18 protein-coding genes are annotated in these 23,990 nt (G+C 72.1%); 13 read left to right on the top strand and 5 right to left on the bottom strand.

All coding sequences use genetic code 11. The features are described from left to right. The 4 genes from ACQP2T_RS26390 to ACQP2T_RS26405 all read right to left on the bottom strand — a co-directional run bounded on the left by ACQP2T_RS26390 (window position 1) and on the right by ACQP2T_RS26405 (window position 3,389). Complete coding sequence (locus ACQP2T_RS26390) at window positions 1–1,146, bottom strand: 4-oxalomesaconate tautomerase (RefSeq protein ID WP_433518716.1); 1,146 nt, start codon at window positions 1,144–1,146, stop codon at window positions 1–3. 34 nt (window positions 1,147–1,180) lie between these two features. Continuing rightward, window positions 1,181–1,891, bottom strand: a complete 711-nt coding sequence (locus ACQP2T_RS26395) for a 4-carboxy-4-hydroxy-2-oxoadipate aldolase/oxaloacetate decarboxylase (RefSeq protein WP_433518717.1) — start codon at window positions 1,889–1,891, stop codon at window positions 1,181–1,183. Continuing rightward, window positions 1,888–2,676 carry a PIG-L deacetylase family protein gene (locus ACQP2T_RS26400; RefSeq protein WP_433518718.1) on the bottom strand — a complete coding sequence of 263 codons (789 nt, stop codon included), beginning with the start codon at window positions 2,674–2,676 and terminating at the stop codon, window positions 1,888–1,890. Before ACQP2T_RS26400 ends, ACQP2T_RS26395 begins: the two co-directional genes overlap by 4 nt. A 62-nt stretch (window positions 2,677–2,738) precedes the next feature. Continuing rightward, on the bottom strand, window positions 2,739–3,389 hold the full coding sequence (locus tag ACQP2T_RS26405; protein WP_433518719.1) for a GntR family transcriptional regulator: 651 nt from the start codon (window positions 3,387–3,389) through the stop codon (window positions 2,739–2,741). 147 nt (window positions 3,390–3,536) lie between these two features. Here ACQP2T_RS26405 and ACQP2T_RS26410 point away from each other — a divergent pair, with 147 nt between their 5' ends. Together ACQP2T_RS26410 and ACQP2T_RS26415 are read left to right on the top strand one after the other, a co-directional pair. After that, on the top strand, window positions 3,537–4,895 hold the full coding sequence (locus tag ACQP2T_RS26410) for an MFS transporter (protein ID WP_433518720.1): 1,359 nt from the start codon (window positions 3,537–3,539) through the stop codon (window positions 4,893–4,895). A 186-nt stretch (window positions 4,896–5,081) separates the two neighbouring features. Continuing rightward, entirely contained in the window at window positions 5,082–5,774 is a 693-nt protein-coding gene (locus ACQP2T_RS26415; protein ID WP_433519834.1) for a GntR family transcriptional regulator, read from the top strand. Between the two features lie 60 nt (window positions 5,775–5,834). Here the strand turns inward: ACQP2T_RS26415 and ACQP2T_RS26420 are convergent, their stop codons facing one another. Further along, window positions 5,835–6,584, bottom strand: a complete 750-nt coding sequence (locus tag ACQP2T_RS26420) for an SDR family NAD(P)-dependent oxidoreductase (RefSeq protein WP_433518721.1) — start codon at window positions 6,582–6,584, stop codon at window positions 5,835–5,837. A 156-nt stretch (window positions 6,585–6,740) separates the two neighbouring features. Between ACQP2T_RS26420 and ACQP2T_RS26425 the strand changes: the two genes are divergently transcribed. The 11 genes from ACQP2T_RS26425 to ACQP2T_RS26475 all read left to right on the top strand — a co-directional run bounded on the left by ACQP2T_RS26425 (window position 6,741) and on the right by ACQP2T_RS26475 (window position 23,946). Next, entirely contained in the window at window positions 6,741–7,295 is a 555-nt protein-coding gene (locus tag ACQP2T_RS26425) for a TetR family transcriptional regulator (RefSeq protein WP_433518722.1), read from the top strand. 109 nt (window positions 7,296–7,404) lie between these two features. After that, window positions 7,405–9,477 carry a hypothetical protein gene (locus ACQP2T_RS26430; protein WP_433518723.1) on the top strand — a complete coding sequence of 691 codons (2,073 nt, stop codon included), beginning with the start codon at window positions 7,405–7,407 and terminating at the stop codon, window positions 9,475–9,477. After that, window positions 9,470–11,782 (top strand): TOMM precursor leader peptide-binding protein, encoded by a 2,313-nt coding sequence (locus ACQP2T_RS26435; RefSeq protein ID WP_433518724.1) that lies wholly within the window; start codon window positions 9,470–9,472, stop codon window positions 11,780–11,782. The genes ACQP2T_RS26430 and ACQP2T_RS26435 overlap by 8 nt, the downstream gene beginning before the upstream one ends. A gap of 8 nt (window positions 11,783–11,790) precedes the next feature. After that, entirely contained in the window at window positions 11,791–13,566 is a 1,776-nt protein-coding gene (locus tag ACQP2T_RS26440) for a SagB family peptide dehydrogenase (RefSeq protein ID WP_433518725.1), read from the top strand. After that, the gene (locus ACQP2T_RS26445) at window positions 13,538–13,714 is read left to right on the top strand and encodes a thiomuracin/GE37468 family thiazolyl RiPP peptide (protein WP_433518726.1); all 177 of its coding nucleotides are present in this window, start codon (window positions 13,538–13,540) and stop codon (window positions 13,712–13,714) included. The genes ACQP2T_RS26440 and ACQP2T_RS26445 overlap by 29 nt, the downstream gene beginning before the upstream one ends. A gap of 205 nt (window positions 13,715–13,919) precedes the next feature. Beyond that, window positions 13,920–16,550, top strand: coding sequence for a lantibiotic dehydratase (locus ACQP2T_RS26450; protein WP_433518727.1), 2,631 nt, complete (start codon window positions 13,920–13,922; stop codon window positions 16,548–16,550). Then, window positions 16,547–17,620 carry a lantibiotic dehydratase C-terminal domain-containing protein gene (locus tag ACQP2T_RS26455; protein WP_433518728.1) on the top strand — a complete coding sequence of 358 codons (1,074 nt, stop codon included), beginning with the start codon at window positions 16,547–16,549 and terminating at the stop codon, window positions 17,618–17,620. Before ACQP2T_RS26450 ends, ACQP2T_RS26455 begins: the two co-directional genes overlap by 4 nt. 7 nt (window positions 17,621–17,627) lie before the next feature. Next, the gene (locus ACQP2T_RS26460) at window positions 17,628–18,815 is read left to right on the top strand and encodes a thiopeptide maturation pyridine synthase (protein ID WP_433518729.1); all 1,188 of its coding nucleotides are present in this window, start codon (window positions 17,628–17,630) and stop codon (window positions 18,813–18,815) included. Window positions 18,816–18,907: 92 nt separating this feature from the next. After that, a complete protein-coding gene (locus ACQP2T_RS26465) occupies window positions 18,908–20,503 on the top strand; it encodes an AMP-binding protein (RefSeq protein WP_433518730.1) in 1,596 nt (531 codons plus the stop codon). A gap of 205 nt (window positions 20,504–20,708) precedes the next feature. After that, complete coding sequence (locus ACQP2T_RS26470) at window positions 20,709–23,060, top strand: CoA transferase (RefSeq protein WP_433518731.1); 2,352 nt, start codon at window positions 20,709–20,711, stop codon at window positions 23,058–23,060. A 103-nt stretch (window positions 23,061–23,163) separates the two neighbouring features. Then, the gene (locus ACQP2T_RS26475) at window positions 23,164–23,946 is read left to right on the top strand and encodes an enoyl-CoA hydratase/isomerase family protein (RefSeq protein WP_433518732.1); all 783 of its coding nucleotides are present in this window, start codon (window positions 23,164–23,166) and stop codon (window positions 23,944–23,946) included. Window positions 23,947–23,990 lie beyond the last annotated feature (44 nt).

Below are 23,990 nucleotides of genomic sequence, written 5' to 3' on the forward strand. Positions count from 1 at the left end.
CTAGGAGTCGGACGGGCGTGGGTGGACCGTGCCGTCGAAGATCTTGCGGGCGGTGCGGACGACGGCCGTGCGCACCGCGTGGGGGGAGCCTGACGGCCCTTGCTCGACGACGGTCTCGACGTCGAGGAACCCCGTCGGATGCTCGACGCGCAGCCGGTCCCCGGCACCGGCGAGCGGATGCTCGACGGTCAGCCGATCCCCGGCACCGGTGAGGACGGCCAGGTCGTGGCCGATGCCGCCGTCGACCAGCAGCCCGGCCGCGACGCTCGCCGCGCCCAGCACGCCGATGGCGGTGTGGCAGCGGACCGGGATGAACGTCCGGGTGCAGACGGCGCCGCCGTCGCGGGGCGGCGCGAGCAGGGTCAGTTTGGGCACGGTCGTGTCGCGTACGTCGCCGAGGCCCATCAGCTTCCCCGCCGCCAGGCGTATCTCGCGCAGCCGGGCGGCGAGCGCGGCGTCGGCCTCCAGTTCCGCCGGGCTCTCGTACCCGGTGACGCCCAGGTCGGCCGCCCGCGCGAGGACCACCGGCATGCCGTTGTCCACGCACGTCACCTCGACGCCGGCCACCTCGTCGCGGGCGCGGCCGGTCGGCAGCAGCGGCCGGCCGCCCGTGCCCCCGATGAACTCGATCACGATGGCGGCGGCGGTGCCCGGCACGCCGGAGATCTCCGTCGAACCCTCGTAGCTCACCACCCGGCCCGGGGTCGGGAAGGTCGCCGCGGCCAGTTCGCCGGTGTTGAGCATCCGGATCCGCACGGTGGTCTCGCCGTCGCCTACCGGGACCAGCCCGCGCTCGACGGCGAACGGGCCCACCCCGGCGAGGAGGTTGCCGCAGTTCTGCCGGTCGGAGACCTCGGCCGTCTCGACGCCCGTCTGCAGGAAGAGGTAGTCGACGTCCGCGGCGTCGTCGCCGGAGCGGGAGACGACGGCCACCTTGCTGGTCAGCGGGTGCGCGCCGCCGAGGCCGTCGATCTGGCGCGGGTCGGGGCTGCCCATGACGCGCAGCAGCAGGTCGTCGCGGGCCGCCCGGTCCGCGGGCAGGTCCTCGGCGAGGAAATAGGCGCCCTTGGAGGTGCCGCCGCGCATCAGCGCGCACCGCAGGCCGCGCTCGCGGTCCCCGTCACCGTCGCGTTCGCCGGAGGTCACGCGGCCACTCCCTCACGCCCGTCCGTCTCGGCCGTCATGTGGCCGTCTCCGCGCGTCCGTACTCCTCGGCCGTCACGTAGCGCACGCCGAGCCGGGACAGCGTCTCGCGCAGGCCGTACCGGTCGAGGCCGAGCTCGCCCTCGGCGAAGGCCGCCCGCGTGGCCTCCTCCTTGGCGGTCCGCGCCGCCGCCGCCTTCACGGCCGTGGCGACGAGGTCACGGGGTACGCGCAGCACACCGTCGTCGTCGGCGAGTATCGCGTCGCCGGGCCTGATCACCTGGCCGCCGATCACCACGGGCACGTTGACCGACCCCGCGCCGGCCTTGACCGTGCCCTGCGCGCAGACGGCCGCCGACCAGGCGGGGAACCCCATCGCGCGCAGCTCCGCAGTGTCCCGTACACCTGCGTCGATCACCAGCCCGCGCACGCCGCGCCGCCGCAGCGCCGTGGCCAACAGCTCCCCGAACAGCCCGTCGGTGGACGGCGAGGTCGTCGTGACCACCAGCAGGTCGCCCTCGCGGCACTGCTCGACCGCCGCGTGGATCATGAGGTTGTCGCCGGGCCGGCACAGGACGGTGACCGCCGTGCCGCCGACGCGTACGCCCTGCTGGATGGGCCGCAGCCCGGGACCGAGGCTCCCCGTACGTCCCAGGGCCTCGTGCACGGTGGCCACGCCGAAGCGCGCCAGCGCGGCCACGTCGGCGGCGTCGGCCCTGGGCGGGTCGGTGACGATCACCCCGGTCATGCCAGGACCCCCGTCACCTGGGGGAAGGGGCGCATGTACGCCTCGCCGTACGTGGTGTGGGGCAGTCCCAGATTCGGGCCGGCGTTGCGCTTGAGCTGCACGCCCCGACGCGTGGCCAGGTCGGTGTAGTAGTCCCACAGATGCCGCTGGGCGGGCAGGCACTCCATCGCCTTGCGCTTGGTGTCGAAGACCTCGGTGATGTCGAGCAGCACCTGTGGGGTGAAACCGCACATCTCCGGCTGGTGGGGCTCGAAGAAGAACACCGGCGGCGCGCCGAGCGGCTCGCCCGGCCCCGGGTAGCCGATCGCCTGCGCCAGGATCCGGGCCTGCAGCGCCATCCGGGCCGCCGCTGGGTGGTCGCCGTTGTACGGATCCTCCAGCGGATGCGTGAGCACCACGGTCGGCGTCACCTCCCGGTAGAGGCGTACGAGCTCGTCCGTGAGCTCGGGCGTCTCCCGTAACGGGTAGTCACCGGCGTCCAGGAACCGGATGTCCGCCCCCAGAGTCGCGGCGGCCTGCTCGGCCTCGGCGCGCCGCAGTCGCTTGATCTCTTCGAGGGATCTGCCCTCGCGCCAGGCCTTCGCGGACTCGCCGCGTTCGCCGAAGGACAGGCACACGATGGTCACCTTCTCGCCCCGCGCGGCGGCCAGGGCGATCGCCCCGCCCGCCCGCCAGACGAAGTCGCCGGCATGCGCGCTGACCACCAGCGTGGACCGCACCGCCGGCGTGGTCTGCACGGCCGGCGTGGACTGCGCCGCGGCCGCCGGGCTCGCGTCGTCGGTCATGATCGCTCTCCTCGGGGTAGGGGTCGGCTTCGGGCCTGCTGGTTTGGCGCCGCCGGACGGCGCTATTCGCGCAGGGCCGCGATGACGCTGGCCAGGTGGGCGTGCGCGGCCTCCTGGGCCGCCGCCGGGTCGTGGGCGCGGATCGCCTCGATCAGCGCCAGGTGCTCGTTGAGGGACTTCTGCGGCCGGCCGGGCCGCAGGGCCAGCTGGAAGCGGTGCCGGACCAGCTGGGCGTTGAGCCGTTCCAGCAACTCGACCGCCACCTGCTGCCCGGAGATGTCGCGGATGTAGGTGTGCAGCTCGTGGTTGAGCGCCGAGTACGTCAGCGGCTCACCGTCGGCGACCGCCTTGGCCATCGCCTCGCCCATGGCGGCGAGCTCGGCCAGCTGCTCGTCGGTGGCCTGCGCCGCCGCCTTGGCCGCGCACAGCCCCTCCAGGACCATCCGGCACTCGGTGATGGCGACCGCCTCCTCAAGGGTGACCACCCGGACCCGGGCACCCCGGTTGGGGATGCGCTCGACCAGCCCTTCGGCGGTCAGGTCGATCAGCGCGGCCCGGATGCCGCCTCGGGTCACGCCGAACCGCTCCGCGAGCTCGTGCTCGACCAGACGCTGGGCGGGCGCCACGTCCCCCCGCGTGATGGCCTCGCGCAACGCCGCCAGAGCACGCAGTTTCGCCTGTTCGCCGCTGATCGGGCCGTCTTCGTACGGCATCGGTCGCCCTTCTCTGTGAGTGCTTGATGAGGCTAAATCTAGGGCGACAAAATTGTCAACAATCTTGTTAGCCATATTGCCAACATGATTGTCGCGAGTTACGGTCGGCGGCACTCCCACCCCCCAGGAATCTCCGAGAGGAACCAGATGTCCTCAACCCCACCGGCCGTCGCCTCGGGGCGGCCCACCAGGCTCGTCGCCCTGGTAATCGGCTTGTGCTGGATGGTCGTGCTCTTCGACGGGCTCGACATGTTCATGTACGGCGCCGTACTGCCCAAGATGCTCGACGACCTCACCCTGGGACTGACCCCCGCGCGGGGCGGCGAGATCGGCAGCTACGCCACCTTCGGCATGCTCGTCGGCGCGCTCGCGGCGGGCACCGTCACCGACTGGGCGGGCCGCAAGAAGGTCATCGCCGGATGCTGCGCGCTGTTCTCGATCGCGTCGGGCGTGTGCGCCGTCGCACCTTCGCTCGGGGTGTTCGGCTTCGGCCGTCTCCTGGCCGGGCTCGGCCTCGGCGGCCTGCTGCCGATCGCGATCGCGATGGTCGTCGAGTACGCCCCGCGCGGCCGCGGCAACCTCATGATCGGCCTGCTGATGACCGCTCACCACGCGGGCGGCATCCTCGCCTCCGCGCTGAGCCTGTGGCTGGTCGGCCCCTTCGGCTGGCGCTCGTTGTACTGGGTGGGAGTCGTGCCGCTGATCCTCGCGGTGCCGCTCGTGGCGCGCTTCCTCCCCGAGTCGCTGGGCTTCCTGGTGGCCCGCGGGCGCCGCGACGAAGCCGAGGCGCTGGCCCGCCGGCACGGCGTCGACCTGGCCGAGTTTCCCGCGAGCGGCGACGCCTCGGGCACCCGCGCCGACCGGTGGGCCGCCCTGCGCAGCCTGTTCCAGAACTCCCTGTGGCTACCGACCCTGCTGTTCTGGCTCGCCTCCTTCGGCGGCCTGCTGCTGGTCTACGGCGTGAACACCTGGCTGCCGACCATGATGCGCGCCAACGGCTACGAACTGGGCTCCGCGCTCGGCTTCCTGCTCGTCATCAACCTCGGCGGCATCGTGGGCATGCTCGTCGCGGGCCGGATCGCCGACCGCTTCGGTGCCACCCGCGTCTCCGCTCTCTGGTTCGCGTTCACCGCCGTCGGCACCTTCCTGCTGGGCGTCCGCATGCCGCTGCCGCTCACCTACGTCGTCGTCTTCCTCACCGGGGTGTGGCTGTTCAGCGCCCAGACGATGGTGTACGCGGCGGTCGCCGGGCGCTTCCCCACGGAGAGCCGGGCCACCGCCCTGGGGTGGACCGCCGGGATGGGCCGCTTCGGCGCGGTCTTCGGGCCCTGGCTCGGCGGCGTTCTGCTGGCCAACCACGCGCAGAGCTGGGGCTTCACCGTGTTCGCCGTCACGGCGGTCTTCGGCGCGATCATGATCACGCTGAGCGGCCGGGGCGGCAGGCCGTCCACTCCCGCCGCCCCCTCCGTCTCGTCCGGTCGGCCGGGTGACGCGGTGGCGACCTGACGCGGTGACAGGCACGGCTTTCGGGGGGCCGCGCCTGCCCGGCCACCGCCCAGTCGCTGCCTGTGGGCGGAAGCGTCGAGGATCCGGGTTTCGAGGTTTTAGCTGCCTTCGGAGAACGGTTAACCGTTGACGGGTAACATTTACCGTCTACGGCAAGCAACGATAGTCTCCGTTCGGGTGGACAACATGGGAGGCGAGCTGGTGACGATCATCAATCCGTTGCGCAATCCACCGCTCGGAGATCAGTTGCTCGTCCAGCTCCGCTCGCTCATCGTGCGCGGCGAGCTGGGTGTGGGCACGCATCTGGTCGAAGGCAGGATCGCGGAGCGCTTCGGGGTGAGCCGCGGGCCGGTCCGCGACGCGCTGCGCCAGCTGGAGATCGAAGGGCTGGTCGAGACGCGCAAGCGGGGCGTCTTCGTCCGCGGCCTGTCCGACCAGGACCTCCTGGAGCTCTACTCGCTGCGCGGCGCTCTGGAGAGCCTGGCCATCCGGGAGACGATCGTCCGCCTTGAGAGCGCCGACTGGGGGCAGATCGACGAGGCTCTCGACCAGATGCGGATCGCGGCCGATCCCGCCGATCCCGCCAAGTTCGCCGCCGCCGATCTCGACTTCCACAGCGGGTTCTACACGCTCGGCGGCAATCGCTGGCTCACCGCGACCTGGGCGCTGCACCGGCCGCTGTTCGCGGCGGTGATGGAGATCACCAACACCGATCGGGAACTGGCCAGTGTCGCCGACGATCATGTCGGCCTGAGGGACGTCGTCCGCTCGGGCGACGTCGACGCCGCGCTGGCCGCGCTCACCGCCCATCTCGACGGCTCCTGCGGCCGGATCCGCACGACGCTGAGCGAGCGTCCGCGCCCACAACCCGCCTTCTGACCCGCGCGCCTGGCCGCCCCTCGCCGCCGTGGATCCGAAGACGTCCTGACCGGCGCTCGCTCAGCCGGCCGACCAGCCGCCGTCCACCGGGACGATCGCGCCGTTGATGAACGAGGCCGCGTCGGAGGCGAGGAAGAGGGCGGCGTCGGCCATTTGCTCCGGCTTGGCCATGCTCTCACCGAGGGCGAGCACGGGGCCGAGACGGGCGGCGCCGGCCGGGTCGAAGGTGGTGTTCGTGGCGATGCCGGTCATGGTGGGGCCGGGCAGGATGGCGTTGCAGCGGATGCCGCTCTTGGCGTACGCCCAGGCCACGCTCTTGGTCAGGCCGACCACGCCATGCTTGGAGGCGGTGTAGGCGGCCCCGGCCGTGCCGCCGCGGATGCCGGCCTCGGAAGCGGTGTTGACGATCGCGCCGCTGTTCTGGCTCAGCATGTACGGCAGCACCGCGTGCGTGACCAGGAACGTGCCGGTCAGGTTGACGCTCAGCACCCGCTCCCACAGTGAGAGCGGGATGTCGGCGGGCAACGCCATGGTGTCCATGATCCCGGCGTTGTTGCACAGCACGTCGATGTGCCCGTACGTGCTGATCGCGGTCTCGATCAGCGCGGCCACCGAGGCCTCGTCGGAGATGTCGGCCGCCACGCCGATGGCCGCGTCACCGAGGTCGGCGGCGGTCCGCTCGGCGCTGCCGGAGTCGATGTCGCAGGCCACGACGCGGGCGCCGGCCTTGGCGAAGGCGACCGCCATGGCCTGCCCGATCCCGGAGCCCGCTCCGGTCACCAGGGCGACCTTGTTGTCAAAGGTGCTCAAAGAGATGGTCCTTTCGATCGGGCAAGCGGTGGCAGGCCATAACCGGACAATCGTGTCCGGTGACAACGTAATGGTTGGGCCTGATATGTGTCGAGAGGGGTGGATGCATGAAGTCGAACAGCCGGACTCTGATGTCCGGTTGCTATCGTTGCTGCCATGCCTGACGTACGCCGGATGAACAGAGGGCCCGGCGCCGCGGCCGGGAACCGCGCGGCGCTGATCGCGGCGGCCCGCGACGTGTTCGCCACCGCGGGCTACGACGCGCCGCTCAGCATGGTCGCCCGCACGGCCGGCGTCGGCCAGGGCAGCCTCTACCGGCACTTCCCCGACCGCGTCAGCCTCGCGCTCGCCGTGTTCGAGGAGGGGGTGACCGCGCTGGAGGCGCTGGCCGCCGAACCGGGTGCCACTCTCGACGACGTACTGGCCCTGATCACCGAGCAGGCCATCGCCTCGACCGCGTTCATCGACATGGTGCGCGTGCCTCCGGCGGATCCCCGTCTCATCGCGGTGCGCGACCGCGTGGCGGACCTGCTGACGGACAAACTCGCTGAAGCCCAGCGCGCTGGACGGATCCGTCCGGACCTCACGCCCGAGGATCTGGTCATGGCCGTCGGCATGCTCGCGGCGGCCCTCGTCCAGCGGCCGGCACCTGCCCGCCGAGTCGCCGCCGCACGGGCATGGGGGCTGTTACGCAAGGGGCTGGACGCCTGACCGCCTGCGCTTTTGGTCCACCGGATACTGCATGACCTCAACTGATGACTATCAGTAGTCGATAGATTACTCTTTGCATGGGCAAAGTTGATGGGCATCAGGAGATGGCGTGCGACCACGGCTGCGGGACGACGTCCGCTACGTGCCCTCCGACGAGGGCGCGTACATCCATGCCGACCACGGGGCATGCACGCTGAAAGGCGCACAGGCATACGAACTGCTCAAGAAGCTCGCCCCCTACCTGACCGGCGAACACACCCTGACCGAGCTGGTCGCCGCCCTTCCCGCCGACCGCCGCCTGATGGTCGTGCGCCTGGTCGAGACGCTGGCCGGTCAGGGATTCGTCGTCGAAGCGGCGGATGAGGAGCCGCACGGCCTGAGCGAGTGCGAGCGGCGGATCTACGCCGCCGAGATCGCCTTCGTCCGCCACCGTCTGGGCTCGGCCGAGCGGCGGTTCGAGCGGCTGCGCGAGGCGCGCGTCACCCTGGCCGGGCACGGCCCGGTGCTGCTCGCCCTGCTGGAAGCGGGCCTGGTCTCGGGCTGGCGGCAGGTCCGCGTGGCGGCCCCCGCGGAGGAAGCCGCGAAGCTGGAGTATGCCGCGGCCAGGGCTCGGCGGGACGAGGCACAGCGGGTACGCGTGGACACCGCCCAACCGCTGTGGGCCGACGCCGACGTGGTCTTTCAGATTGGTACGGAGACGGCCGACCTGCTCGCGACGGCTCAGGCGTGCCCGGCGGGCGCTTCGCTGGGCCAGATCCTGCTCCGCCCCACCGAGGCATGGATCGTCGGCCCCGGCCCAGCGGCCCCGGCCATCTCGTGCTGGCTCCGTCTGGGTGGTCTGCCGCACCACGATGAGCACGACGACGGCACAGACCTGCTCGCCGGTCCGGTCCCGGCGGTGCTGGCCGCGCAACCGGCCCTGTCGTGCTTCGCCCACCTCACCGGGCTGGCCGAGGGGCAGCAGGGGCACGCGACGGCGACCCGGGTGGACCTGCACACGCTGGAGATGCGCCGTCATCGGGTGGTGCCGTGGGTGTCCGCTGTTCCGTACCGCGAGGGAAGGGAGGGGTCGGCGCCCGGCGTACTACTGGACGGCGCTGACGGGTTGCGCGCGACGGTCGAGCGGCTCCAGGCGGCCGAGCCGATTTCGCCGGAGGAGTTGCTCGAACGGGCGACGCGATATGTGGACCCCCGCACCGGGCTGCTGGGGACCTTGGATGAGGAAGACCTGGTCCAGGTCCCGGTGTCGGTGTGCCGGGCCGTCGTCTCCGACCCGCGCCGGATCTTGCCCAGCTGGGCGCCCGCGCCGCGAGTTGTCGGCTGGGGCCGGGATCGGCGAACCGCGCGGGTGCGCGCCCTGCTGGCCGCCTGTGCGACGTACGGCGTCCTGACCGCCGAGAACGCCGAGACGTGGGGCCTTGAGCCGCTCACCGGCCGCCCGCGCCGGGTGCCCGCGCCCTCCTTCACCGTCGGGGGCCGACCGCCGATCGGCGTGGGCGCGGGACTGTCGTGGGCGGCCGCGCTGGCGGCCGGGCTGCGTTCGCATGCCGAGGTGCTGCTGCTGAGCATCCAGGCCCTGGCTGGGCCGTGCTCGCACGCCGAGATGCCGCTGGACACGGACGCCACGACTGGGGGGTGCTCGCATACCGAGGTGTTGCCGGAGACTCACGCTTCGGTCGGGGGGTGCTCGCATACCGAGGTGCTGCCGGACGCCCACGCCTCAGCCGGGCGGAGCTCGATGCCGGACACCGACGCCAGGGTCGGTGCTCGCGTATCGCCAGAGGATGTCGCGGACGCCGAGGCCGCCCACCTGCTCGCACTGCTGCGGACCGCGGGGGAGCGACTTGAGATCCGCGACCTCACCGGCGTGCTCCAGATCCCCGCCTATGCGGTGGCCTACGGATCCGCGATCTCGGTGGCCTGCGCCACCACACCAGGGCTGGCGTTGCGGGACGCGGTCGAGCGCGCGCTGCTGGCCTGGCAGGCGCGCACCGCCCGCCAACCGGCCTACGCCGACCCGGTGCCGTCCTGGTGGGCGGGCGAGGAGCCGCCGGAATGGAAGCTCCTCGCGGAGGCGCTGCAGGCGGCCGGGCATGTGCCGGTGGTGGTGCCGATGCACCACGACGCGGCCGCGGCCGAACTGCTGCCGTACGTGGTGCGAGTGGTGCTGTGTGATGACTGACGCGCCGGCCGATCCGGTGCCCACCGGTGAACCGCAACTGGCCGGTCCTGCGCCGTCCGGTGAACCGCACCACGTACTGGCTGGTCCTGCGCCGTCCGGTGAACCACAGCTCGTTCTGGCCGGCCCGGTGCTGAATGGCGAGCACAGCCCTGCACCGGCCGGCCACCTGCCGACCGAGGAGCGCCGTTCTGCGCCGCTGCGAGTGGCTCTGCTGGGGTCCGGCCGCCTGCGCGACGCCATCGCGTCGGCGCTGCCGCAGCCGCCTGTCTCAAACCACGCCCCATCCACAGGCGCCCAGCTGTCGGATGCCCCACTCATGGGCGCTCCACTGACAGAGGCCGCCTACGACATCGGCACGCCGGACGTGCTCGTGACAGCCCACGATGCCGACGACACGCGCCACTACCAGCGCGTCTACCGGCAGGCGGTCGCCGCGCGTATTCCCTGGCTGCCCGTACGGACAGACACCGGATGGGTGCTGATCGGCCCGGCCGCCCGGCCGCCCCGACCAGGCTGCCCCCTCTGCGCCGAGCGCCGCCGCGCGAGCAACCGGGCGGACGCGCGGGCCCGGCGCGCGCTGCGAGAGCAGTACGGTCAGGAATTGGTCGCCCGGCCATGCGCCTTGGTGACGCCCCTGCTGGCCGCCGCGGTCGGGGCGCTGGTGGCGGCCGAAGCCGACCGGTTGCACCGCGATCCGGCCTCCGCGCGTACCGATCGGGCGCTGTTGCGGATCTCCATCGAGACCGGGCTGCTCACCCGGCATCCCCTGCTGCCCGACCCGCTCTGTCCGGAATGCGCCGACCTGCCGGAGGATCGACCTCGCGTCCCGGCCCTAGGCCCGTCACCCAAATCCGACCCGTACGTCTTCCGGCTACGGAGCCTGACCAGGCGTCAGACGGAGCTGGAGCGGCTGTACGTGGACGCCGAGACCGGCCTGATCCAATCCCTGGCAACGGGGACGGCGCGTGGCAGCGCCACGGCGGTCGCCCACCTGCGTCCGGCCATCGCCCGCCACGACAGCAATCACGGCTACGGCCGATCGCGCGACTTCGCCTCGGCGCGGCTCACCGCGATGGCCGAGGCGCTCGAACGTCACGCCGGCCTGCGTCCCCGAGGCCGCCGTACCGTCGTCCACGCCCCATACGCGGAGGTGGCCGATCACGCCCTGGACCCGCGCACGCTGGGCCTGTACCCGGACGACTGGTACGGCAGGCCGGACTTCCCCTTCGTCCGCTTCGACCAGGTACGGCCGACAGCCTGGGTATGGGGCTACTCCTTCGCCCGTGCCGAGCCGCTCCTCATACCGGAGAGCTACGCCTACTACGGCCCACGGCCCGAGGGCGATCTCGGATTCGCCTACGAGTGTTCCAACGGATGCGCGATCGGCGGCTGCCTGGCCGAAGCGGTCTTCCACGGCCTGCTGGAGGTCGCCGAACGGGACGCGTTCCTGACCACCTGGTACACCCGCCTGCCCGCCCCGCGAGTGGACCTGGACTCGGCTGCGGACCGGAGCATCCCGATGACCGCCGCCCGGATCCGCCACGACCTCGGCTACGAGGTGATGGTCTTCGACATGACCCTGGAGCAGGGCGTACCGGCCTTCTGGACGATGGCGGTGGACCGGGTCGGCGGCCCCGGCCGGCCGTACACGATGTGCGGCGCCGCCGCCCACCCCGACCCCGAGCATGCCCTGGCCTCAGCGCTGGCCGAACTCGGACCCGGCATCGAAGGCTTGACGCGCCGCTACGACGCCGAGCGGGCCGCGTGCTTGCTGGCCGCGCCCGACCGAGTACGCGAGATGGACGACCACGCCCTGCTCTACGGGCATCCCGACGCCTTCGGGCGGCTGGCGTTCCTGCCCGCCGACGGACCGCGCCTGCCGATCGCCGGAAAGACCTGGCCTGCCCGCGACCTCCTGCCCACCTACGGCCCGCATCTGTCGATCGCTCGAAAGACCTGGCCTGCCCGCGATGAGCCGCACGTTGACGTGCCGCGCCCGCCGATCACCGGAAGGACCTGGCCCGCCAGAGACGACCTGGCCGGTGACCTGGCCGAGTTGGTCGGCCGCTATCTGGCGACCGGGCTGGACGTGATCGCCGTCGACACCACCGGTTCCGAGCAGCGCGCGGGCGGCTTCGCCTGCGCGAAGGTGCTGGTGCCCGGCACCGCGTCGATGACCTTCGGCCACCGCTTCCGCCGTACGCACGGTTTGCCCCGTCTGCTGTCGCTGCCTCGCCTGCTCGGCCATCGGGAGCGCGACCTGTGCCCTGGCGAGCTCAACCCCGACCCCCACCCGTTCCCATGACTACCGCCATGGACGCGGCAGGCGCGGCGATCCGCACGTATCTGGAGGCCCTGCGGGGTCGCGCGCCAGGCCCGGCCGACTGGAGCGCCGCCCCGGCGCGGTACAAACGCTACTTCGGTGCCACCCGCCTCCCACTGCCCTCCGGCCCGGTCGGCGAACTGCTGCGTGACCTGCTCGGCCTGGTCCGGGTCGACTGGGTCCATCCGGTCGACGAGCAGGGGCGGCCGGCCGAGGGAGCGCCGAGGATCACCCTGGGCCGTCCGGCGCCCTCTGGCGGCGGGCTCTATCCGATCGAGGGCTACCTCGCCACGGGCGGTCCCGGTCTGCCCAGCGGTTTGTTCCACTACGACCCGGTGCATCACGCCCTGGAGACGCTGCACTCCGGCGACCACCGCCAGGCACTCACCGGCCTGCTCGCCGCGCCCCCGCCCGAGCCACCCGATCTGGTGCTGGTGCTGTCCGCCGTCTTTTGGCGTACCGGTTTCAAGTACGGCGATTTCGCGTATCGCCTGCAATGTCAGGAGATTGGAGTCCTCGCCGCCCAGGCCGTCGCATTCGCCGAGAAGCTGAGCTTGGGGGCATCGGTCCATCTGCTGTTCGACGACGCCGCAGCTGACCGGCTGCTCGGTCTGGACACCGCCGCGGAGAGCGTGCTGGCCGTGCTCACTCTCACAGGCGCCCCCCATGAGCCGGTACGGCAGGCCGACGCCGCCCACTCCCCGCGTTGGTCCCCAGCCGATGATCTCGCGTCCCGGCCCGCCCACTCCCTGCGTCGGCCCACAGCCGATGGTCTCGCCCCTTGGCCCGTGGACCCGCCGCCGATCAATGACCGGCTGCCCTACCTGGCCGCTCTACACGCCGCCACTCGGACCACTGTCGCGGCGTGCGATGGCCGCCCTGCCGATCCCGAGCTCACCGCCTCTCATACCACCACGTCGGCGTGCGATGGCCGCCCTGCCGATCCCGAGCTCACCGCCTCTCGTACCACCACATCGGCGCGCGATGTCTGTCCCGCCGATCCTGAGCCCAGCGCGACGCCAGGAGGAGAACCACGGTTCTCGTTGCCGGACGTCACCCCCATACGGCTCGCCGACGGCATTCCCCACCGGGCCTCGCCCATCGTCGGATACCGGCCCGAGCCGATCAGCGCCCAGGCGCTCGCCCAGATCCTCGCCGCCGCCTCCGCCACCTACCCCGGTGACTTGTCCTCCATCTCGCCGACGATCACGCTGTGCGTGCTCGCGCTGCGCGTCCAGGGCCTGCCGGTGGGGGCCTACCACTACGACGCCGAACAGCGGGCCCTGCTACGGATCGCCGCCGAGCCCGCCGCACGGATCACCGGCGGACCACTGGCGCCCAACACCCGCGTCGCTCTGCGGAGTGCGGCGGCGGTACTCGTTCCGGTGGGCGACCCGCTGGGTGGTGTCCAGTGCTTCGGTGACCGCTGGTACCGCCTTCAGCAGGCCGAGACAGGCTTGGCCGTCCACCGCGCCACGCTGGCCGCCGCCGCGCTCGGTCTCACCTCACGCATCCACTCCGACGGCACCACCCCCGCCACTGAGGTGGCACTCGGTCTGACGGGCAGTCGCAGGCAGGCGTTGAGCTTCCTGCTGCTCGGCCGACCCCCCACAGGCCCGTCGCTCATCCGGCGTCTCCCCGCTCCGGCGGTGGACGGCGTCGGCTCAGGCGACGGCACCACACCTACGACAAGCGTGGGTGCCATCCATCCCCCATATGAAGGGAGAAAGGAAAACCATGTCCGACAAAATCCAGCTCGACCTTGACGGTCTCGTGGTGGACAGCATCGAGGTGCTGCCCGCCGACTCCATCGAGCTTCTTACCACGGGCCACGGCATGACTGAGAACGCCGCGTCGTTCGGCTGTTTCTGCGGCGGCGGTAGCTGCCTGGCCCTCCCGTCCGACGAGATCTGACCGAGATCACGTCCTGATCAGGTGTGCCCGAGCCCGAGGGCGCGGGCACACCGCTCCGCCGTCGCGAAAGCCAGGAACGACCCGAAAGGCCCGATCGGCCCGATCCGTCCGATCGGTCCGATCGGTCCGATCGGCTTGAACGGTCCGATCGGTCCGATCGGCTTGAAGGGTTCGACCGGCTTGAACGGCTCGAAAGGTGATGCGCATGCCCCAGAGCAGCCACGCGGACCAGGGCGAGGCTCGCTCGGTTCTCTCGCCCGTGTTCGGGGTGCGGGTGGCGGGGATGGCGGTCGGCGACCTGGAAGACCTGCGCTTCACCCGCACCTGGTCGCTCGTCGACGAGCTGCTGGATTTCTCGGCCATGGTGGCGAGTGAGGGTGCGGCCCTGTCCGAGGCACTGCACGAGGTGATCGGCGACAACGCTCGGCCCGACCTCAAGCCGCTGCTGGTCGCGCTGCGCCGGGCGCTGTTCAGTACGCGTGCCCCGCAGGCTCGTACCCGATCGGAGGAGGTGCTCTGGGCGCTGCCGGACGGCCTCGGCCAGCGGATCACGGCGTGGCTGGACCATCTGGAGCGGCGTGACGAGCTGGAGGGCGCGCTGCCCGGCGTGCTGGCGGCGGAGCGGCGCGAGAAGACGACGCGGCTGCGCGAGGTCGTCGCCGCCGACGCCTTCCGCCACGGCCTGGCCCAGAGCAGCCCGGTGCTGTCGGCCGAGCTGGACAAGTGGCTGGCCGGCCAGGCGGACGCCGTACCTGGGCGGCAGACGCTCCTGCGGCTGACCCGGTATGTCGCCCGGGTGGCGGCCAAGACCAGCCCGTACGCGACCTTCACCGCCGCCGGGTTCGGCCACTGGACGGAGCACGGACCGGCGGTGGTTCCCGCTCAACGTCTGGTACGTCGGGGTGTGGCCGAGCTGCACCCGTTCGTCGTCGAGCGGATCTGGCAGGCGCTCGCCGACCGGCCCGAGCTGGTCGACCGCGTACGGCTACGGGTCAATCCCTCGGCGACAGAGGACGAGGGCCGGATCTGGTTCCTGGGCGCCGGTCCGAGCGAGCCGATCAGAAGCGTGCCGGCCGTCGACGCCGTACGCGCCGTGCTGGACGCCGTCCGTACCGCGACGCACCCGACCGGGCAGGCGCTGCGTGCTCGTTACGGACACGACGGGCAGGTGGCGCGGGTCGTGGCGGTCCTGCTGGAGGCGGGGCTGCTGGAACGGCGGCGTCCCTACGCCGACCAGTCCGGCGACCCCCTCGGCGAGCTGATCGCCTGGCTGCCCGCCGACCACCCCGCCGCCGCCGCGCTTCGGCGGCTCGACGAGGCGGTGGCCACCTACCCCGATCTGACCTGTGCGGCCGAACGCGCCCACCGGGCCGAGCAGATCGACGAGCAGGCGCGGAGCCTGAGCCTGGGGGAGGGACCGGTGCGGCTCGTCACCCCGAGCCCGGAGACGACCCTGTTGATCGGCGGCGTGACCCGATGCGGCAAGGAGCGGTGGCGGCCGGTCTTCGACGATCTGGACGCCGTACGCGAGCTGCTGGGGCTGCTGGACATGGACCTGCCGGTCAAGCTGGCAGCCACCGCTCTGTTCCGGGAGGAATACGGGCCGTCCGCGTCGGTACCGTTCCTGAGGTTCTACCGGCAGGCCCACCAGACCGCCGAGCTGCGAGCCCTGCTGCACCCGCCGCCGGGCGGGAACCCCGGGGACGGCGCGCCCGCCCTCGCCGAGCTGCGCCGCCAGACGTGGCGGACGCTGCGGGCCGCGAGCGAGGACCCGTCGGGGGTGATCCGGGTCGATCCCGCGCTGGTGCGCAAGCTCGCCGCCGGTTGGCCGCGCTACGTCCGCGCGCCCCGCTCCATCTGCTGTTACGGCCAGGCGCTGACCACGCCGCAGGGACCGGGCCTGGTGGTCAACACCATCGCCTGCGGGTACGGCCGGGGGCTGGGCCGCCTGCATCACCTGCTGGCGCGGGTCACCGACGAGATCCCCGTGCGGGACCGTCACGAGACCCCCGTGCCGGACCGCCACGAGATCTCCGCGCTCGACCGTCACGAAACCCCGGAGCTCGACCGCCACGAGGTGGCCGAGTGCCTGGCGGCGTTCGGTACCAGTCTCAATCTGCGGCCGGCGGTGGGGCGGGCGATCGACTACCCCTTCACCACAGACGACAGCCCGGACGCCCTGACACCGGCGCAGCTGCGGGTCAGCTACGAGGCCGAGCGTGAGCTGGTCGTGCTGCGCGATGCGGGCGGTTCCGAGGTACGTCCGATGCATCTGGGGCTCCTCGCCCCCTATCTGCTGCCTCCCGCGTACTCGTTTCTGGTGCGCGTCTTCGGCGAGCCACCGGTGGCGCTGCCGCCCGGACAGCGGCTGGGCGGCGGTCAGGAGAGCGGCGGTCAGGAGAGTGGCGGCGGGGAGAGTAGCGGTGGGTGGCGGTGGCCGCGGTTGGAAGTCGGGCGGGTCACGCTGGCCCGCGCCCGCTGGCGGCTGCCCGCCGGGGAGCTGCCCACCCCCGGCAAGGGGGAGGGCGAGGCGGCCTACCTGGTGCGGTTCGCCCGTTGGCTGGCCGAGCACGGCATTCCGCGCCGGTTCTTCGCCCGGGTCCTCCCCGCGGACAGGGCGAAGGGGTTTTTCACCAAGGCACGCAAACCGCTGTACGTGGACGCGGCCAACTGCTTCCTGCTGTTCGACCTGGCCCGCGCCGCGAGCGACCCCGGCGATCTGGTGGTGCTGGAGGAGGTGCTGCCCGACCTCGCGGACAATCCGCGCTACGGCGACGACGAGAGGCGCGTCACCGAGTACATGTTCCAGCTCACCGCCACGGGAGAACGCCCATGACCGCTCCCGTGGGATCTGGTGCGGTGCCGGGTTGGATCAGCGCCCACCTTTTCCACGCGGGGTCCCTCGACAACCTGATCGCGCAGGTGATCGCGCCCCTGGAGGGGGAGCTGCGGGAGGAGCTGGCCGGGTTCTTCTTCCTGCGCTACTGGGAGGGTGGCCCTCACCTGCGGCTCAGGGTGAAACCGCGGGGTGGCGGCGACGCCGGGCGGATTCGCGGCCTGATCCGGCGGCGGGCCGACGCCTACTTCGCCGAGCATCCGTCGGTGCGCGACATCCCTTCCGCCGACTACCAGGCGCTGGCGGCCCGCCTCGCCCACGCCGAACGCCGGGCCGACCACGAGGACCGCCTGTACGCCAACGACTCGGTGGAGTTCATCACCTACCTGCCCGAGCACCACGTCTACGGCGAGGGAGCCCGCATCGCGGCCGTGGAGGAGCATTTCACCGACTCCAGCCGTCTTGCCTGCGAGATCCTCGCCACTGGCCCCGCTCAAGGGCGGCGGGTGGCGATCGGCCTGGCCGCCTACACCCTCACCATGGCCGCCTACCTCCCCGACCCGCAGGTCGCGGCACAGGCCTTCGCGCTCCGGCTCGGGGCCACTCCGGTGCCACCTGACGTGGAAGAGGTCTTCCGGCGAGAGGCCGGCGGCCTGCTGCGGCAGACGCGGCGGCTGTGGAACCGGCCGATCCCAGGGCCGCTGGCAGCCTGGTCGTCCTCCATCCGTACCCTGCGCGACCGCCTGACCGAACTCGGCGCCGCCCTGCCCGACCCGGCCGACCTGGGGTCGCCGGCGGCCTTCCTGGCCAGCGCACTGGAGCCTCCTGCCAACGTCAGCGCACGGGCGCCCTCAGCCCATGCCATTGCCGGGGCGCTGGAGCAGTCAGCCCCTGCCGTCGCCAAGGCGTTGGAGCCCCCAGAGCTCGGGGCCCTCACGGCCCGTGCCGTCCCGTACATCCTGTTGCGCTGCACGCACCTCCTGCACAACCGGTTGGGCATCACGCCCGCCGCCGAAAACCGCCTGGCCCTGCTGACCATGCGCACTCTGGCCGCACTTCACGAGAGGTGAATTCGCCATGACCCCCCTCCAGCCGTCCCGCTGGCACAGCGTCCACATCTCCTACCACGACGTGCCAGGCCAGGATGACCTGCTGCTGGACGCCGTCGGCCCGCTGCTGCGCCACCTGAGCGGCACCGTCGAGGCCGTCCACGTGCTACGGCACTGGCGCCGGGGTCCCCACCTGCGGCTCAATGTCAAGACCGACCCCGCCACCTGGGCGGATACCGTACGGCAAGCCATCGACGAAATCATCGGCTCCTACCTGCGCGCCCACCCCTCCACCGCCGTCCTCGACGAGCGCGCGCTGCTCGCCCAGCACCGGGTGCTCGCCGAACAGGAGAAGGATCCCGGCCCGCTCACCCCCTGGTATCCCGACAACTCCCTCCACAACGCCCCCTACGACGCCCGGCACCAGGCGCTGGACGAGGACGCCGCCGACCTGCTGGCCGACTTCCACACCGACAGCACCCCGCTGCTGCTCGACATGTTGCGACATGTCCGTTCGGGCCAGGACACCAAGGAGGGCCTGGCCATGGCGCTGATGCTGGCCACCTCCCACACCGCCATGGGTCCGATCACCCGCAGCTTCGTCTCCTACCGCTCCCACGCCGAAGGCTTCCTGGCCCGCTGCGCCGACCCCGGCGCCGTACGGGCGGGCTTCGAACGGGACTACCAGGCCCGGCGAGACGAGCTGACCGGCAGGGTGCGCGCGGTCATCGCGACCCTCGACGGCACTTCCGCAGCCCAAGGAACGGGCGCCCAAGGAACAGGGACCCAAGCCACAGGCACCGAAGGCACAGGCACTGTAAGCACCAGCGCCCAAAGCGCCACCGGCGCGCCCGTCCCTTTCGTCGGTGAATGGGCTGACCTGATCGCCGAGTACGGCCGCCGCGCCCAACCGCTGATCGCCCGCGGCCGGCTCATCCGCCCCGGCACCCACCAGGAGGCACTCGCCATCCCGAGACTCAGCGATTTCCACCGGCTGATGTTCTCCAGCCACACCTACCACGACCGGGTCTTCGCCGATCCGGACTTCCTGCGCTACCGCGTCCTGATCAACTACACCTACCTGCAGAACACCCGGCTCGGCATCACGCCGCCGGCCCGCTTCCGCATCTGCCACCTGGCGGCCAACGCGGTGGAGGAGGTCTACGACCTGTCGGCGCTCGGCCTGATCCGCGCGTTCGTCGAGGCCCACCCGTGAAATTCCGTGCGTTCGGCGAGGCCCAATCCTGAAACCTCCACCCGCTGTCGTCTCCTGGATGAGGCATGGGACATCCTCACATAGTGCCGATCGTGAGGGAGACCATGGAAAACGCGGACGATGTCACGGCCTCGCCCGAGACGATGCTCGACGTGCTGGAGCGTCGCGCGGCCGTCGCGCCGGAGACGGAGCTCGTGCGGTTCGAGGATGGCACGTCGCTCCGCGTCGAGGAGTGCCGGGCGCGGGCCACCGCCGTCGCGCGTGGGCTCGCGGGTCTGGTGTCCCCTGGCGATCGGGTCGTCACGTGTCTGCGTCCTGGTCCGCGGTTGGTCGAGGTGATGTTCGCCCTGGCCAGGCTCGGTGCCGTCGAGGTGCCGCTGGCCCTGGACGCCCGGCTTCCCACGGCTCGGCACCTCACCGGGGCCACCGGGGCGCGCGTGCTCATCGCCGGGACGGACGCCGTACATGACAATCCCGACCTCGTCGCCCTGGCCGCGGAGATGGAGCGCGTGGTGCTCGTGACCGAGCGGGCACGGGCCGAGCTGGCGGGGTCGGTGGACATGGACGACCTGCTCGCCGCGCCGCGCCGCCTGCCGGAGTGGCGTCCGGGACCGGCGGATCCGGCCGTCGTCATGGCGACCTCGGGCACCACCGGCCGGGCCAAGGGCGCGCTGCTGCCGCACTTCGCCGGCGTCCGGCAGGCCAGGCGGGTGGCCCGGGCCATGGGGTACGAGCCGGGGGACGTGCTGTTCAACGTGTTCCCCTGGAACCACATCAACGTCAGGCACGCGGGATTGCTGCCCGCGTTGATCTCCGGTGCCACGCTGGTGGCCCACTCGCGCTTCTCCGCCTCCCGGTTCTGGGACATCTGCCGGCGGGAGGGGGTCACGGCGTTCAACTTCATGGGCGCCGTGGCGGCCATCCTCGAACGGGCTCCGGCCACCGAGTCCGACCGTCTCCACCAAGTGCGCCGCGCCTATGGGGGACCGGCACCGGAAGCCCTGACGAGGCGTTTCCAGGACCGGTTCGGCGTGCCGCTGCTGGAGGCGTACGCGTGCACCGAGCTCGCCGACGTGGCGGTGAGCACGGCCGGTGTCCGGCGGCCGGGCTCGGCCGGCCGGCCCGTCCCGGAGTACGAGGTGGTGATCAGGGACGAGGACGGCCGGCCGCTCCCGGCGGGACAGGTCGGGCAGATCACCGCGCGGCCCAGAGCGGGGTCGATCATCTTCAGCGGGTACGCCGGCGACGACGCCGCCACCGGGAAGGTCCTGCGCGACGGCTGGTTCACGACCGGGGACCGTGGCCGGCTCGATGACGACGGCTTCCTCTATTTCGCCGGCCGCCGCGCCGACGTCATCAGGCGGCGCGGCGAGAACATCGCCACCTGGGACGTCGAGCAGGTGGTGGCCGCGATGCCCGGTGTCCTCGACGTGGCCGCGGTCGGTGTGCCCTCCGAGCTGACCGAGGAGGAGGTGCTGGTGGCGGTGAGCGCCGCGCCCGGAGCCGTCGTCCGGGCGCCGGAGGTGTACGCCTGGTGCCTCGACCGGCTCCCGCGCCACGCCGTTCCGCGTTACGTGCGCGTACTCGACGACCTGCCGCGCAACGCCGCCACGAAGGTCGTCAAGGGTGAGCTGCGCGGCGCCGGAGTGCCGCCTGACGCGTGGGACGCTGGCGTGGGGATCGCCTGACCGATCGGACGCGTGGGACGCGGGCGCGGCGATTGTCTGACCGATCGGACGCGTGGGACGTCGGCGCGGGGATCGCCTGACCGCGAGGGCTGTCGGACAGACCGGGATGGCCACCCGGACCGCTGGACAGACCGGGATGTTCGCGTCCCGGCGATTCGGCCCTCTACGTTCGAGCCGTCAATACGTGCCGCTGAGAGGAGCGGGTGTGCCGGACAGGTTGCGGGTTCTGGACCTCACCGACGAGCTGGCCTTCAACGGGGCGAGGCTGCTGGTGGGGCTCGGGGCCGACGTCGTACGCGTCGAACGTCCGGCCGCCGCGGTGCTGTCGCGCGCGGAGACCCTGCACTGGCACGCGGGCAAGCGGGTCGTGGGCGTACCCGAGAGCGCCGAGGCGCTCGACGGGCTCGTGGCGCAGGCGGACGTGGTGATCGAGAGCGGCCCGCTCGAAGAGCTCGCGGGCGTGCGCGCGGGATCCGGCGCGGTGTCGTCGCGCTGGCCGCGGGCCGTCCATGTCGTGGTCACGCCGTTCGGCACGAGCGGCCCCCGGAGCGCCTGGCGAGCCGACGATCTAGTGGCCGCGGCCGCCGGTGGCATGGGCTGGCTGGGCGGGCAGCCCGGCGGGCAGCCCAAGCCGCCGCCCCGCGAGCAGGCCACCCAGCTCGCGGGGGCGCACGCGGCCATCGCGGCGCTGCTCGGCGTCATCGCCCGCGACCGTACCGGGCGGGGGCAGCTCATCGACGTCTCCGTGCAGGAAGCGGTGGCCGCCACGCTGGAGACGGCCGCCATCTCCTGGATCCACGCCGGCCGGTACCCCTCCCGCAACGGCGGGGTGTACGAGCACGTGGCGCACCGCGTCTTCCGCGCCGCGGACGGTCATGTCGCGGGCGGTTACTCCGGCAGTGATCGTATGTGGACGGATCTGCTCGCCTGGATGGCGGAGTCGGGCGAGGCGGCGGACCTGACCGAGGAGAAGTGGTCTGATCCCGTCTTCCGCTGGCGGGGCCGTGAGCACGTGGACGAGATCGTGGCCAGGTTCGTGGCGAAACGCTCCGCCGCGTCGGTGGCCGAGGAAGGACGCGCTCGGGCGCTGCCGTGGGCCGAGGTCGCCACGGCGGCGCGCCTGCCCGCCAACCCCCAGCTCGTCGCGCGCGGCTTCTTCACCCGCGTCCTGGGCGAGGGCCTACCGGAGGATGGTGTCACGGACGTGGGCTTCCCCTTCCCCGCCGCGGAGCCACCGCGCCCGGTACGCCTCACCGAGCCGCTTCCCGCCCCCATCGAGGCCCCCTGGCGGACCGCGCACCCCCGGGGCCGCCGGGCGGCGACGGGCACCGGGCGCCCGCTGGCCGGGGTCCGTGTTCTGGACCTGACCTGGGTGCTCGCCGGCCCGTACGCGACCAAGACGCTGGCGGAGCACGGCGCGGACATCATCAAGATCGAATCTCGGCACCGGCAGGATCCCACGCGCTTCGCCCCGTCGATGAGACTGCGCCCCGACGCCGGTTTCGACGACAGCGGCTACTTCATCAACTTCAACCGGGGCAAGCGCGGCGTCGCGCTCAACCTGCGTACCGAGCCGGGCCGCGAGGTGCTGCGGCGGCTCGTCGCCGAGTGTGACGTGGTCATCGAGAACTTCAGCCCCGGCGTGCTCGCCAAGTGGGGGCTGTCCTACGACCGGATGGCGGAGCTGAACCCGGGCGTCATCCTGGTGTCGATGGCCGGGGTCGGGCAGAGCGGGCCGTGGCGGGACGCGGTGACCTTCGCCGACACACTCGCCGCCATGTCCGGGCTCACCAGCGAGACCGCCGACCCCGGGGAAGGTCCGCAGGGGCTGACGTTCGGGCTGGGGGACATGGTGGCCGCCAACTCGGCCGTCCTGGCCGTGCTCGACATGATCGCGGCCGGTCGGGCGGGTCATGTGGATCTCTCCCAGCTGGAGGCGATGGCCGCGTCGATGGGACCGGCCGTACTCGAGGCCGAGCTCGGGGACTCGCGTGCCGAGGCCGGGTCCGGGGACCCGCGTGCCGTGGTGCGGCCCAATCGGCATCCGCGGATGGTGCCGCACGGTGTCTATCCGACCAGCGGCGACGATCGCTGGCTCGCGCTGGCCGTACGCGTGGACGAGGAATGGCGGCGCCTCGCCGAGCACACCGGAGTGCCGGAGCTGGCCGCGCTGGCCTCTGCCGGGCTGGAGGAGCGGCGCGGGCGCGAGGACGAGATCGACGACGCCCTGGCGGTCTGGTGCTCGCGACACGACGGCCGATCACTGGCGGCCGAGCTGCAAGGGCTGGGCATCGCCGCCGCCGTCGTCGCCACCGGGCGGGACCTGGTGGAAGCCGACGAGCACCTGGCCGCGCGTGGCTTCTACCCGGTGCTGGATCACCCGATCGCGGGTCCGGTACGGCACGAGGGCATCGTGATCCGCATGTCCGACACCCCCGGAGCGCTCACGGCACCGGCGCCCCTGCTCGGCGAGCACACCGACATGGTGCTGAAGGAGTTGCTCGGCATGGACGAGGCGGAGCTCGCCCGGCTACGTGACGCGGGCGTCCTGGAATGACACCAGGTACGCGACCGCGGTGTCCTGGAATGACACCCGCCCCCTTGACCCACGACCTCCTCCCCGCGGCTGAAGCCCGGGGTCTCGACACTTTGGAGTCTCGATGAACCAGCCGAACCGGCCGGTCCTGGACGTACGGCGCGACGGGGGGACGGCCACGATCGTCATCGACCGGCCGCCCGCCAACGCCGTCGACCCCGCGATGATCGAGGAGTTCTTGGAGATCATCCCCGAGCTGGCCAAGGACGTCACGGTCCGCTGCCTCGTCATCCGCGGCACCGGCCGCTTCTTCGTGGCGGGGGCGGACATCGCCGTGATGCGGGACCTCTCGACGGCCAACCATGTGAAGATGCGCCGCTGGATCGAGGTGCAGCGCCTGCTGGAACTGGCGCCCAAGCCGGTGATCGCGGCGATGAACGGTCATGCCCTGGGCGGCGGCGCCGAGCTGTCCCTCGCCTGTGACCTGCGCATCCTGGCGGCCTCGGCGACGATCGGCTTCCCCGAGATGAACCTGGGCCTGTTCCCGGGGGCGGGCGGCAGCCAGCGCCTGCCGCGCCTGCTCGGCCCGCATCGGGCCAAGCGGCTGATGATCGACGGTACGCGCTTGTCGGCGGGCGAAGCGCTCGATCTGGGGCTGGTCGACGTGGTGGCCGACGACCAGGACTTCGACCGGGTGGTGGCCGAGCACGCCGAGAGCCTGGCGGTCAAGCCGACCGGGACGATCGGCCTGCTCAAGCACGTCGTGGACGCCGGGTACGGCCTGCCGATCGAAGAGGCGCTCGAAGTGGAGCGCGAGGCGGTCATGGAGCTGATCCACACCGATGACGCCGCCGAAGGACTCCAGGCGTTCCTGGACAAGCGCCCGCCCCGGTTCACCGGACGCTGACGCCGTACGCTGAAGGCCGCGGATGTCCGAAGTGCTCACTCCGG

The organism is Nonomuraea sp. CA-143628 (assembly GCF_050942315.1).
Taxonomy (GTDB): Bacteria; Actinomycetota; Actinomycetes; order Streptosporangiales; family Streptosporangiaceae; genus Nonomuraea.